Here is a 13,123-nt window from a genome sequence, read left to right as displayed (position 1 = left end):
CTACCGGAACCGGGGCGAAGGGGGCAGGATATGAAGGTTGGCGGCACTGAGTGCCGCCGATTGGCCCAATGGTCGACCCCGAGTGCACTCTCCTGAGCCAAATGGGGGATGGTAGAGACAGTCAGGGCACCTCGAAGAAGAGGCACTACGTCGGTGAGGGATGACGTGAGCGACAACTCTGTAGTACTGCGGTACGCGGACGGTGAATACACCTACCCGGTGGTCGAGAGCACCGTCGGCGACAAGGGCTTCGACATCGGGAAACTCCGAGCCCAGACCGGTCTGGTCACCCTGGACAGCGGATACGGCAACACCGCCGCCTATAAATCCGCGATCACCTACCTGGACGGTGAGCAGGGGATTCTGCGGTACCGCGGTTATCCCATCGAGCAGCTGGCCGAGCGCTCCACCTTCCTTGAGGTGGCGTACCTGCTGATCAACGGTGAGCTGCCCAAGGTCGACGAGCTGGCGACCTTCAAGAACGAGATCACGCAGCACACGCTCGTCCACGAGGACGTCAAGAACTTCTTCCGCGGTTTCCCGCGGGACGCCCACCCGATGGCGATGCTGTCCTCGGTGGTCTCCGCGCTGTCCACCTTCTACCAGGACAGCCACAACCCGTTCGACGAGGAGCAGCGCCACCTCTCCACGATCCGGCTGCTCGCGAAGCTCCCGACGATCGCGGCGTACGCGTACAAGAAGTCGATCGGCCACCCGTTCGTCTACCCGCGCAACGACCTCGGGTACGTCGAGAACTTCCTGCGCATGACCTTCTCGGTCCCGGCGCAGGAGTACGACCTGGACCCGGTCGTCGTCAACGCGCTCGACAAGCTGCTGATCCTGCACGCGGACCACGAGCAGAACTGCTCGACCTCCACCGTGCGTCTGGTCGGCTCCTCGCAGGCGAACATGTTCGCCTCGATCTCCGCCGGCATCTCGGCCCTGTGGGGCCCGCTGCACGGTGGCGCCAACCAGTCGGTCCTGGAGATGCTCGAGGGCATCAAGGCCAACGGCGGCGATGTCGACTCCTTCATCCGCAAGGTGAAGAACAAGGAGGACGGCGTCCGCCTGATGGGCTTCGGCCACCGGGTGTACAAGTCCTTCGACCCGCGCGCCAAGATCATCAAGGCGGCGGCGCACGACGTCCTCTCGGCCCTCGGCAAGTCCGACGAGCTGCTGGACATCGCGCTCAAGCTGGAGGAGCACGCGCTCTCCGACGAGTACTTCGTCTCGCGCAACCTCTACCCCAACGTGGACTTCTACACGGGCCTCATCTACCGCGCGATGGGCTTCCCGACCGAGATGTTCACCGTGCTCTTCGCGCTCGGCCGGCTGCCCGGCTGGATCGCCCAGTGGCACGAGATGATCAAGGAGCCCGGCTCCCGCATCGGCCGCCCGCGCCAGATCTACACCGGCGAGGTCCTGCGCGACTTCGTCCCGGTCGAGGCGCGCTAGTCCTCCGACCCGGACGCCCCTCGCGAAAAGAGGAAGCGCCCCGTCGTCGATCCCCCCACGGGTCGACGAGCGGGGCGCTTCCCATGTCCCGGTGCGGATTCCCCCCACGGGATCCGGGCCGGGCGTCTGCGGGTGTCGCAGAGGCTATGCGGGTCGGCGCGACGCGGTCTGCCGGGGTACGTACGGGAGGGCCGCTCAAAGCTCCCCGGTGCACGTGCCCCGGCCAACGCTTGCCTGGAACGTCCCCCAAGACATTCCATGAACGTCCCCCAAGACGTTCTCGGCATCGCCCACTTAGACTCGCGAACAGCCCAGATGGTTACCCCCCAATATCTGTGATCTAGGTCTCTTTGTGAAGGTCCTGTGCGTCACACGTGGGTGAATTCACGTGAAGCGGCGCAGACGAAGACTGTTGGATACGACGAAGACGGACGAAAAGGCCATCGCCAGGCCCGCGATCATCGGGTTCAGGAGTCCGGCCGCGGCGAGCGGCAGCGCCGCCACGTTGTAGCCGAAGGCCCAGCCGAGGTTGCCCCTGATCGTCGCCAGGGTGCGGCGGGCGAGCCGGATCGCGTCGGCCGCGACCCGCAGGTCGCCCCGTACCAGGGTGAGATCGCTCGCCTCGATCGCCGCGTCCGTGCCCGTCCCCATCGCCAGTCCCAGGTCCGCCGTGGCGAGGGCCGCCGCGTCGTTCACCCCGTCGCCGACCATCGCGACCGTCCGGCCCTCCGCCTGGAGCCGCCGGACCACCGCGGCCTTCTCCTCCGGCAGCACCTCGGCGATCACCTCGTCGATGCCCACCTCCGCCGCCACGGCCTCGGCCACCGCCCTGTGGTCCCCGGTGAGGAGGACCGGCCGCAGCCCGAGGCCGCGCAGCCGGGCCACGGCCTCCGCGCTGGTGTCCTTGACGGTGTCCGCCACGGTCAGGGTGCCGCGGGCGACCCCGTCCCAGGCGACGTGGACGGCCCCGGGCTCCGCCCCCGCCGGCACGTCGACGCCCTCCGCCGCCAGCAGCGCGGCGCGGCCGACGAGGACCAGACGGCCGTCGACCGAGCCGCGTACGCCGAGCCCGGGGACGTTCTCGAAGGTCTTCGGTACGGGGAGCTCCCCGCAGCGCTCGACGGCGCCGGCCGCGACCGCGCGGGCCACCGGATGCTCGGAGGAGTGCTCCAGGGCCCCGGCCAGCCGCAGCAGTTCGGTCTCGTCGGTGGCGTCGGTGCCGTACTTCCCGCCGTACACGCGCACACCGGCCAGCCGCATCCGGCCCGTGGTGACCGTCCCGGTCTTGTCGAGGACGATCGTGTCGACGCGGCGGGTGGACTCCAGCACCTCGGGGCCCTTGATCAGGATGCCGAGCTGCGCGCCGCGGCCGGTGCCGACCATGAGCGCGGTCGGGGTCGCGAGGCCCAGGGCGCACGGGCAGGCGATGATCAGGACGGCGACGGCGGCCGTGAAGGAGGCCGTCGGGTCGTCGGTCAGCAGCAGCCAGGTGACGAGGGTGCCGAGCGCGAGGAGCAGGACGACCGGCACGAAGACGGCGGAGATCCGGTCGGCGAGCCGCTGCACCTCGGCCTTGCCGTTCTGGGCGTCCTCGACGAGCTTGGCCATGCGGGCGAGCTGGGTGTCGGCGCCGACGCGGGTGGCCCGGACGACGAGCCGTCCCGAGACGTTGACGCAGCCGCCGGTGACGCCGTCGCCCGTGGTGACGTCCAGCGGCAGCGACTCGCCGGTGAGCAGGGAGGTGTCGACGGCCGACGCGCCCTCGGTGACGGTGCCGTCGGTGGCGATCTTCTCCCCGGGCCGTACGACGAAGAGGTCGCCGGTCCGCAGCGCGGCGACCGGCACCCGTACCTCCGTTCCCCGGCGCAGGACGGCCACGTCCTTGGCGCCGAGTTCCATCAGGGCCCGGAGCGCCGCGCCCGCCTTCCGCTTGGCGCGGGCCTCCAGGTAGCGGCCGAGGAGGATGAAGGTGACGACCCCGGCCGCGACCTCCAGGTAGATCGCGGACGAGGCCGCGGAGCGGTCGACGGTCAGGTCGAAGCCGTGCCGCATGCCGGGCATGCCCGCGTCACCGAGGAAGAGGGCCCAGAGCGACCAGCCGAAGGCGGCGAGGGTGCCGACCGAGACGAGGGTGTCCATGGTGGCGGCGCCGTGCCGGAGGTTGGTCCAGGCGGCCCGGTGGAAGGGCAGCCCGCCCCAGACGACGACGGGGGCGGCGAGGGTGAGGGAGAGCCACTGCCAGTTGTCGAACTGGAGGCCCGGGACCATGGCGAGCAGGACGACGGGCGCGGAGAGCAGCGCGGAGACGGTGAGCCGCTGCCGGAGCGAGGCGAGCTCGGGGTCCCGGGCGGGCTCCCGCTCCTCCGGTACGGCGGCCGGTTCGGGCTCCGGCGGCGGCGGTTCCTCCGCCGTGTAGCCGGTCTTGACGACGGTGGCGATCAGCGCGTCGACCCCGACCTCCGGCGGGTGCTCGATCCGCGCCTTCTCCGTGGCGTAGTTGACGGTCGCGGTCACCCCGTCGATGCGGTTGAGCTTCCTCTCGACGCGGGCCGCGCACGAGGCGCAGGTCATCCCGCCGATCGTCAGCTCGGTGACCGCGACGACCGTGCTGTCGGCGGGGTGTGCGGTGGTGCTGGAGGTCATGTGCGGTTCCAAAGGGGAGCAGGGCCGTACCCGGTAACGGTACGGCCCTGCGGGGTGTTGACGGGGGGAGCGGTCAGACCAGCTCGTAGCCGGCCTCGTCGACGGCGGCGCGGACGGCCTCCTCGTCGAGCGGGGCGGCGGAGACGACGGTCACCTGGCCGGTGGAGGCGACGGCCGTCACCGACGAGACGCCGGGAATCCCGGAGATCTCGCTCGACACCGCGCCCTCGCAGTGGCCGCAGGTCATGCCCTTGACCTGGTAGACGGTGGTGAGGTCGGTCTTCGTCTCTGCGGTCATCGCGCTCTCCTCGTGGGTTCAGGACCGTACGCCGGTAGTTTATACCCCTAGGGGGTATGAAATCCAGTCGGATCCGGGCGCGCCGCGCCTCGGGGACGAAAGGCTCCCGGCCGAACGGATCAGCGGCTCGGAGCCGGGGTGACCTGCCCCTCGGCCACGGGCTCGGCCACGGGCTCGACCAGAGGGGAGAGGTAGCGCAGCAGGAGCGTCTTCAGCTCCGTGATCGTGGCGTCCCGCTCGGCCCCCTCCGGCGCGGCGAGGACGAGGTCCAGACCCCCCTTGAAGGCGGCGAAGGCCATGCCCGCCGTCCGGAGGCGGTCCTCCGCGGGCAGCGCGGGCGCGTAGTGGGCGATGACCTCCTGTACGCGGGTGAGCAGGGTCGCGTGCAGTTCGTCGTGCTCCTCCGCGATCCGGCCGGGGACCTCGGAGCCGTGCATCAGGGCGAGGAAGGCCGGGTTGGCGCAGTTGAACTCGATCAGCGGGTCGACGACGGCGTCCAGCAGGTCGGGCAGCGGCAGGGCGAGGTTCTCCGGGGTGAACGCCTGGCCGTGGGCCTCGCGCATCTGGTGCAGCAGGCGCTCGCCCAACTCGATCGCGATGGCTTCCTTGTTGGGGAAGTACTGGTAGAGCGTGCCGGGCGAGACGTGGGCCTCGCGGGCGATCGCGTTGGTGCTGGACGCCGTGTAGCCGTTCGCGCAGAAGACGTTCGCGGCGGCCTGGAGCAGCTGCGCGATACGGCGCTCTCCCCGCGCCTGGCGGCGGCGCGGCTTCGGTTCTTCGGACATGGCTGTCCCCAGCTCTCCTCAACACGTTTGACAAACACGAGAGGTCGCTCGCATTCTTGTGAAACGCGAGTGATCGCTCGTGTTTGCCAGTCTATGGCAATGGGCGACCCATGTGACCTGCCGGGAAGCGAGCACAGGGGTCAGGTGAAGGGGACACCTCGTCATGGCCGAAGTCAAGAAATCAGCGCCCGGCGGGGCCGGATCCAGTGGGGCCCCCATGGAGGGCGGCGGATCCAGCGGGCCCCCCGCGGACAGCGGCGGATCCGGCAGGCCCCCGGCGGACGGCGGCGCATCGCCGAAGCGGGACGGGGCGGGCGGCTGGACGCGGTTCGTGACCGTCCGGCCGCGCCTGACCCTGCTCGTCGCCCTCGTCCTCACCGCCCTCGCCGTCCTGGCCGGCGGCGGGGTCGCCGACCGGATGGGCAGCGGCGGCTGGGAGGACCCGGCCGCCGAGTCCACGTACGCGACCGAGGCCCTCGGGCGCCAGTTCCCCGGCTCCCAGCCCAATCTGCTCCTGCTCGTCGACGCCGGAGCGGCCGGCGCCGACGCGCCCGCCGTCGCCGCCGAGGCCCGCCGGCTCGCCGAGCGGCTCGACGCCGAGCCGGGCGTCGACGGGGTCGGCTCGTACTGGTCCACCGGCTCGCCCGCCCTCCGCTCCGAGGACGGCCGCAAGGCGGTGATAGCCGCCCGGATCGCCGGCGAGGAGAAGGACGCGGCCGCCGTCCTCGACCGGATCGCCCCCGAGTACCGGGGCACCCACGGCCCCGTCGAGGTCACCCTCGGCGGCGGACTCGCCGTCCGCCACGAGATGCAGACGGTCATCCAGGAAGACCTGCTGCGGGCCGAGCTCATCGCCCTGCCCCTCACCCTCGTCCTGCTCGTCATGGTCTTCGGCAGCGCCGTCGCCGCCCTGCTGCCGCTCGGCGTCGGCATCGTCGCCATCCTCGGCACCAACGCCGTCCTGCGCGGCCTCACCGAGTTCACCGACGTCTCCGTCTTCGCGCAGAACCTGACGACGGCCCTCGGCCTCGGACTCGCCATCGACTACGCCCTGTTCGTCGTCCGCCGCTACCGCGAGGAGCTCGCCGCCGGGGCCGACACGTACACCGCCGTCCGCACCACCCTGCGCACCGCCGGGCGGACCGTGCTCTTCTCCGCCCTGACCGTCGCCGTCTCGCTCGCCGCGATGCTGGTCTTCCCGCAGTACTTCCTGCGCTCCTTCGCGTACGCGGGCATAGCCGTGGTCCTGCTCGCCGCGACCGCCGCGCTCACCCTGCTCCCGGCGGCCCTCGTGCTGCTCGGCGACCGGGTCAACGCGCTCGACCTGCGGCGCCTCCTCCGGCGCGGCCGGGCGCCCGGTGCGCAGCGCGCCGGGGGCGGCGACGCCACGGGCTGGGGGCGGGCCGCCGCGCTCGTGATGCGCAGGGCGCCGGTCTTCGCCGTCCTCACCACCGCCGGACTCGTCCTCCTCGGACTGCCCTTCCTCGGCGTGAAGTTCGGCACCGCGGACGACCGCCAGCTCCCCGTCACCGCCTCCTCCCGGGTCGTCCAGGACGAACTGCGGCACGGCTTCCCCGGCGACCCCGGCGGCACCCTCACCGTCCTCGCCGAGGGCGAGGCCACCCCCGCGCAGTACGCGGCCTTCCGCGAGCGGATCGGCGCCCTCGACGGCGTGGTCCGGGCCGACGGACCGGTGACCGCCGCCGGCGGCCACGCGTACTTCACCGTCGTCGCCGAGGGCGAGACCGTCGGCGCCCAGGCCCAGCGGACCGTGGCCGAACTGCGCGCCCAGCCCGCCCCGTTCGAGACCTCCGTCACCGGACAGGCCGCCGTCCTCGTCGACTCGAAGGACGCCCTCGCCGAGCGGCTGCCCTGGGCCGCGGCGATCATCGTGATCGTCACGCTGCTCCTGGTCTTCCTGCTCACCGGCAGCGTCCTCATACCCGTCCAGGCCGTGGTCCTCAACGCCCTCAGCCTCACGGCGATGTTCGGCGCCGTGGTCTGGGTCTTCCAGGACGGGCACCTCGCCGGGCTCCTCGGCTTCACCCCCACCGGGGACATCGAGACCACCCTGCCGGTGCTCATGTTCTGCGTGGCCTTCGGACTCTCCATGGACTACGGGGTGTTCCTGCTCTCCCGCATCAAGGAGGAGTACGACCGCACCGGCGACCACGAGCCCTCCGTCCGCTTCGGGCTGCGCCGCACCGGCGGCCTCATCACCGCGGCGGCCGTGATCCTCGCCGTCGTCATGGTCGCCATCGGCACCTCCCGCGTCACCAACACCAAGATGCTCGGCCTCGGCGTCGCCCTCGCCGTCCTCATGGACGCCATGGTGGTCCGCAGCCTCCTCGTCCCCTCCGTGATGAAGCTGACCGGCCGCCTCACCTGGTGGGCCCCCGGCCCGCTGCGGCGCTTCCACGACCGGTTCGGCATCAGCGAGTCGGACACGCCCGCGCCCGGGACCGGGAGCACGCCGGCCGGGAGCGACCCGGCCGGAAGCGCGCCGGCCGAGGCGCCTAAGGAGATGGCCCCGCTCCACCGGTGACACGCCCGCGTGACACGTCGCGACACTCCGAGGGCCGGACCCGGGTGCGGCGGGTCCGGCCCTGCGGGGCGGCGGGGGAGGGAGAAGGGGTACGCCAGGTCAGTCGCGGCGGCCCCGGTTGCCGGGGCGGCTCGCGACCCAGGCGCGGATCGTGTCCGCGTACCAGTAGGGCTTGCCCGACTCCACGTGGTCGGGGGCCGGCAGCAGTCCGTGCTTCCGGTAGGAGCGGACCGTGTCGGGCTGCACCCGGATGTGTGCGGCGATGTCCTTGTACGACCAGAGCCTTCTGTCCGTCATGCCTGGTACCTCCCTGCGCGCCGCGCAGCGGCGGCGGGGGTGCCGTTCGGGGGCGCTGCGGGCATGCGATGGCGATCACTGAGCCATTGCCCCCTGCAACGACCCCGTCAGACAGGAGGAGAGCGCCTGTCGAGCGGCTGTGACGGAAAGCCCGCGTAACGGAGATATGCGTGACGCCCAAGGGACGTGTGTGACGAAAACGCGGCATCAGGACATCGGTGTGTCCGCGTGCCTCGCCCCTGGTCAAAGAGGTATACGCCGGTCGCGCGCCGGTCACACGCCGCAGGAGCGGAGATAGCGCCGGGTACGGAGCGCGATCGGGTACGGAACGTCCGGCTCGCAGGGGTACATGTCCTGCTCGACGATCGCGAACAGGTCCACGTCCAGGGCCGACGCGGCCGCGAGCACCGGTGCCAGGGCGGGCACCCCGGACGGCGGCTCGCACATCACCCCGCGCGCCACCGCCGGCCCGAACGGCACCCCCTCGGCCACCACCCCCGCCAGGATCTCCGGGTCGACCTGCTTGAGATGCAGGTAGCCGATCCGCTCGCCGTACGTCTCGATCAGCTTGACGCTGTCCCCGCCGGCGTACGCGTAGTGCCCGGTGTCCAGGCAGAGCGAGACCGCCTCCGGGTCCGTCGCGTCCAGGAACCGCGTCACGCTCTCCTCGTCGTCCAGATGGGTGTCGGCGTGCGGATGGACGACGATCCGCAGCCCGTACCGCTCGCGCACCTCCCGGCCGAGCCGCTCGGTGAGCCCCGTCAGGTCCCGCCACTGCGCGGCCGTGAGCGTCCGGTCCTCCAGGACCTCACCCGTCCGGTCGTCCCGCCAGAACGACGGGATGACGACCAGATGGCCCGCGCCCACCGCCTGGGCCAGGGCCGCGTTCTCGGCGACGTGCGCCCAGGTCCGGTCCCAGACGTCCGCGCCGTGGTGCAGGCCGGTGAAGACCGTCCCCGCCGAGACCCGCAGCCCGCGCCGCGCGGTCTCCTCCGTCAGGACGGACGGATCGGTGGGCAGATAGCCGTACGGGCCCAGCTCGATCCACTCGTAGCCCGCGCCGGACACCTCGTCCAGGAAGCGCTGCCACGGCACCTGCCGGGGATCGTCGGGGAACCACACCCCCCAGGAGTCCGGGGCGGAGCCGATCCGGATCCGGGACGGGGACGGGGACGGCGGAGAGGCCGGGGAAGGGGAAGGGGAAGGGGACGCGGGCGAGGGCGGCTGCGGTGACGGCGTCGTCATGCCTGCCACCTTGACCGGGGCCCGCGAGCAGCGTCAAGGAGGCCGCTCCGGCCCGCACGGGCCGCTCCTCGCCGGCCGCCCGGTCGTCAGAATGTCCGGACATATCGTTGACACGCCTCCGGGCGGACGGCTAGACCTGGGTGCGGAAGCCGGACGCGAGAGGTGGCGCGGGTGGAGTCGGAGCCGTACGACCTGATCACCATGGGGCGCCTCGGCGTGGACCTGTACCCGCTCCAGACCGGAGTCGGGCTCGACCGGGTCGACACCTTCGCCAAGTTCCTCGGCGGCTCCCCGGCGAACGTCGCCGTCGCCGCCGCCCGGCTCGGCCTGCGCACCGCACTCGTCTCCCGCACCGGCGCCGACCCCTTCGGGACCTATCTGCGCCGCGAGCTGAAGGACTTCGGGGTCGACGACCGCTGGGTGACCGAGGTCGACGCGTACCCCACCCCCGTCACCTTCTGCGCCCTCTTCCCGCCCGACGACTTCCCGCTCACCTTCTACCGCCGCCCCAAGGCCCCCGACCTGGAGATCCACCCGCACGAGCTGGACCTCGGCGCGATCCGCGCCGCCCGGGTCCTCTGGGCGACCGGCACGGGCCTCTGCGCCGAGCCGAGCCGCACCGCGACCCTGCAGGCGCTCCGGGCCAGGTCCGGGCGGGAGGTGACGGTCCTCGACCTGGACTGGCGGCCGATGTTCTGGACGGACCCGGCGGCTGCCCGCCCGTACTACGCCGAGGCGCTGCGGCACGCGACCGTGGTCGTCGGCAACACCGACGAGTGCGAGGTGGCGACGGGGGAGCGCGAGCCGTACGCGGCCGCCCGCGCGCTGCTCGCCGCCGGAGCGGACACCGGCCTCCGGCTCGCCGTCGTCAAGCGGGGCCCCGAGGGCGTCCTCGCGCTCGCCGCCGACGGGACGAGCGCCGAGGTGCCGCCCCTGCCGGTCGAGGTGGTCAACGGCCTCGGCGCGGGCGACGCGTTCGGCGGGGCGCTCGTCCACGGACTGCTCGCCGGCCGGGACCTGGACACCGTCCTGCGCCACGCCAACGCCGCCGGCGCGATCGTCGCGGGCCGCCTCCCCTGCTCGTCCGCCATGCCGTACGCCGCCGAGATCGCCGAGGCACTCGCGACCGGCTCCGGAACCCTGGCGGAAAACGGGTAGGGGTGAGTCATGAGCACCCGTCACCCCCCGTCCCTCCACCTCCCCGCCGGAACCGCCGCCCACGGCCCGTACGGGCTCGACATCGACCCCGGGCGGGCCGGCTGGACGTACTCCGCCCTCCGGGTCCTCACCCTCGGACCCGGCGGGATCCACTCCTTCGAGAGCGGGGATTCCGAATGGGTCGTGCTTCCCCTCTCCGGTGCCTGTAGCGTGCGCGTCGACGGAGAGAACCTCGAACTCCAGGGCCGCGCGAGCGTGTTCGACGGAGTGACCGACTTCGCCTATGTACCGCGCGACGCCCACGCCCAGATCGCCTCCGGTGCGGGAGGCCGCTTCGCTTTGGCAGGAGCGAAGTGCGAGCGACGACTCCCCGCCCGCTACGGCCCCGCGCCGGAGGTTCCCGTCGAGACCCGGGGCACCGGCAACCGCGCCCGAGAGGTGCGGAACTTCGCCTCGGCCGACGCCTTCGCCTGCGACCGGCTCATCGCCGTCGAGGTCGTCACGCCCGGCGGCAACTGGTCCTCGTACCCGCCGCACAAGCACGACGAGCACCGACCCGGCGCCGAGTCCGTCCTCGAAGAGATCTACTACTACGAGATCGAGGGCCCGGGCGCCCTCGCCTACCAGCGGATCTCCCCCTCCCGGCCCGGCGGCGCCGACCTCCTCACCGAGGTCCGGGACGGTGACGCCGTCCTCGTCCCCGACGGCTGGCACGGCCCGTCCATCGCCCAGCCGGGACACCCGCTGTACTACCTGAACGTCATGGCGGGGCCCGGCCCCGAACGGGAGTGGCGGATCTGCTTCCACCCCGACCACACGGAGGGATACGCATGAGCGTCCGGCTCACCGTCGCCCAGGCCCTGGTGCGTTTCCTCGCCGCGCAGCACACCGAACGCGACGGCGTACGACAACGGCTGATCACCGCGACCTGGGGCATCTTCGGCCACGGCAACGTCGCCGGCATCGGTCAGGCGCTCGTCGAGTACCCCGACCTCATGCCGTACCACCAGGGACGCAACGAACAGGCCATGGTCCACGCGGCCGTCGGCTACGCCCGCCAGTCCAACCGGCTGCGCGCCCACGCCGTCACCACCTCCATCGGCCCCGGCGCCACCAACCTCGTCACCGGCGCCGCCCTCGCCACCGTCAACCGGCTGCCCGTCCTCCTGCTGCCCGGCGACACCTTCGCCACCCGCCCCGCCGACCCGGTCCTGCAACAGCTCGAAGTCCCGTACGCGGGCGAGATGTCCGTCAACGACTGCCTGCGCCCCGTGTCGCGCTACTTCGACCGCGTCACCCGCCCCGAGGCACTGGTCCCGGCCGCCCTCGCCGCCGTACGCGTCCTCACCGACCCCGCCGACACCGGGGCGGTCACGCTCGCCCTGCCGCAGGACGTACAGGCCGAGGCGTACGACTGGCCCGAGGAGTTCCTCGCCGAACGGACCTGGACCGTGCGCCGACCGCGGCCCGACGAGGCCGAACTCGACGCGGCCGTCCAGGCGATCAGGACGGCCCGCCGGCCGATGATCATCGCCGGCGGCGGCGTCAGGTACAGCGCGGCCCAGGACGCCCTGAACGCGCTCGCCCGGTCGGCCGGCCTCCCCGTCGCCACCACCCAGGCCGGCAAGGGCGTCCTGCCCTGGGACCACCCCTGCGACGTCGGCGGCATCGGCCACACCGGCACGCAGACCGCCGACGCCCTCGCCCGCACCAGCGACCTGATCATCGGCGTCGGCACCCGCCTCACCGACTTCACCACCGCCTCCGGCACCCTCTTCCGCCCCGACACGCGGCTCGTCAACCTCAACATCACCGCGTTCGACGCCCACAAGCAGGCCGCGCTGCCACTCGTCGCCGACGCCCGCGCCGGACTGGAGGCCCTCACCGAGGCGCTCGGCGGCCACCGGCAGGACACAGTGCGGTGGGAGTCCTCCAAACGGGAATGGCAGGAGCGGACCGACGCCGCCTACGCCGCACCCGACCCGCGCGCCCGCCCCACCCAGGTCCAGGTCCTCGGCGTACTCGACACTCTGGTCGACGGCAGCGACATCCTGATCAACGCCGCCGGCTCGCTCCCCGGCGACCTGCACAAGCTGTGGCGCGCCCGGTCCGGCGACCAGTACCACGTCGAGTACGGCTACTCCTGCATGGGCTACGAGATCCCCGCCGCCATCGGCGTCGCCCTCGCCGCCCTCGGCCGGCCGGTCTGGGCCCTCGTCGGCGACGGGACGTACCTGATGAATCCCACTGAGATCGTCACCGCCGTCCAGGAACGCCTGCCCATCAAGCTGGTCATCCTCCAGAACCACGGCTACGCCTCCATCGGCGGCCTCTCGGAGGCCGTCGGCGCCGAGCGGTTCGGCACCGACTACCGCCACCGGGACGCGTTCGGCGGCTTCACCGGCCCGCCGCTCCCCGTCGACCTCGGCGCCAACGCCGCCTCCCTCGGCATGCGCGTGCTGCGCCCCCGCACCGTGCGTGACCTGCGGGAAGCCCTCGCCGCCGCACGGACGGCGACGGTCCCCACATGTGTCTACGTCGAGACCGAAACGCCAGACACTGTGTCGGGCCCGCCCCCGGCCCAGGCATGGTGGGATGTGCCCGTGGCCGAGACCTCGACCCGCCCGTCGGCGGTCAAGGCCCGGGAGGAGTACGACCGGCACGTCACCGCCCGACGCCGCCATCTCTGAAGGAGCA

The 13,123-nt window shown here is 72.3% G+C and carries 10 protein-coding genes; 5 read left to right on the top strand and 5 right to left on the bottom strand.

The annotated features are described in order from the left end of the window. Positions 1-165: 165 nt before the first annotated feature. On the top strand, positions 166-1,455 hold the full coding sequence (locus tag ACIP84_RS20310) for a citrate synthase (RefSeq protein ID WP_026057844.1): 1,290 nt from the start codon (positions 166-168) through the stop codon (positions 1,453-1,455). 384 nt (positions 1,456-1,839) lie between these two features. On the opposite strand, the gene ACIP84_RS20305 is transcribed toward ACIP84_RS20310, so the two are convergent. The 3 genes from ACIP84_RS20305 to ACIP84_RS20295 all read right to left on the bottom strand — a co-directional run bounded on the left by ACIP84_RS20305 (position 1,840) and on the right by ACIP84_RS20295 (position 5,181). After that, complete coding sequence (locus ACIP84_RS20305) at positions 1,840-4,098, bottom strand: heavy metal translocating P-type ATPase (protein ID WP_401799131.1); 2,259 nt, start codon at positions 4,096-4,098, stop codon at positions 1,840-1,842. A 73-nt stretch (positions 4,099-4,171) separates the two neighbouring features. Continuing rightward, entirely contained in the window at positions 4,172-4,396 is a 225-nt protein-coding gene (locus ACIP84_RS20300) for a heavy-metal-associated domain-containing protein (RefSeq protein WP_401799129.1), read from the bottom strand. A 119-nt stretch (positions 4,397-4,515) separates the two neighbouring features. Further along, the gene (locus ACIP84_RS20295) at positions 4,516-5,181 is read right to left on the bottom strand and encodes a TetR family transcriptional regulator (protein WP_401799128.1); all 666 of its coding nucleotides are present in this window, start codon (positions 5,179-5,181) and stop codon (positions 4,516-4,518) included. A 163-nt stretch (positions 5,182-5,344) separates the two neighbouring features. Here ACIP84_RS20295 and ACIP84_RS20290 point away from each other — a divergent pair, with 163 nt between their 5' ends. Further along, positions 5,345-7,726, top strand: a complete 2,382-nt coding sequence (locus ACIP84_RS20290) for an MMPL family transporter (protein ID WP_401799127.1) — start codon at positions 5,345-5,347, stop codon at positions 7,724-7,726. A 99-nt stretch (positions 7,727-7,825) separates the two neighbouring features. Here ACIP84_RS20290 and ACIP84_RS20285 read toward each other — a convergent pair whose 3' ends face one another. Beyond that, on the bottom strand, positions 7,826-8,023 hold the full coding sequence (locus tag ACIP84_RS20285; RefSeq protein WP_015033732.1) for an AlpA family transcriptional regulator: 198 nt from the start codon (positions 8,021-8,023) through the stop codon (positions 7,826-7,828). A gap of 273 nt (positions 8,024-8,296) precedes the next feature. Continuing rightward, complete coding sequence (locus ACIP84_RS20280) at positions 8,297-9,268, bottom strand: sugar phosphate isomerase/epimerase family protein (RefSeq protein ID WP_401799125.1); 972 nt, start codon at positions 9,266-9,268, stop codon at positions 8,297-8,299. A 201-nt stretch (positions 9,269-9,469) separates the two neighbouring features. On the opposite strand from ACIP84_RS20280, the gene iolC reads away from it, so the two are divergent. The 3 genes from iolC to iolD are packed head-to-tail and all read left to right on the top strand — an operon-like array spanning position 9,470 to position 13,116. After that, positions 9,470-10,426 (top strand): 5-dehydro-2-deoxygluconokinase, encoded by a 957-nt coding sequence (gene iolC / locus ACIP84_RS20275; RefSeq protein ID WP_401799397.1) that lies wholly within the window; start codon positions 9,470-9,472, stop codon positions 10,424-10,426. Between the two features lie 9 nt (positions 10,427-10,435). Beyond that, the gene (iolB, locus tag ACIP84_RS20270) at positions 10,436-11,260 is read left to right on the top strand and encodes a 5-deoxy-glucuronate isomerase (RefSeq protein WP_401799124.1); all 825 of its coding nucleotides are present in this window, start codon (positions 10,436-10,438) and stop codon (positions 11,258-11,260) included. Then, positions 11,257-13,116, top strand: a complete 1,860-nt coding sequence (gene iolD / locus ACIP84_RS20265) for a 3D-(3,5/4)-trihydroxycyclohexane-1,2-dione acylhydrolase (decyclizing) (RefSeq protein WP_401799122.1) — start codon at positions 11,257-11,259, stop codon at positions 13,114-13,116. Before iolB ends, iolD begins: the two co-directional genes overlap by 4 nt. The last annotated feature ends 7 nt before the right edge of the window (positions 13,117-13,123 follow it).

The organism is Streptomyces sp. NPDC088707 (assembly GCF_044752725.1).
GTDB lineage: Bacteria > Actinomycetota > Actinomycetes > Streptomycetales > Streptomycetaceae > Streptomyces.
Note: the sequence above shows the minus strand (reverse complement) of the source record. Positions and strands in the feature narration are given on the sequence as shown.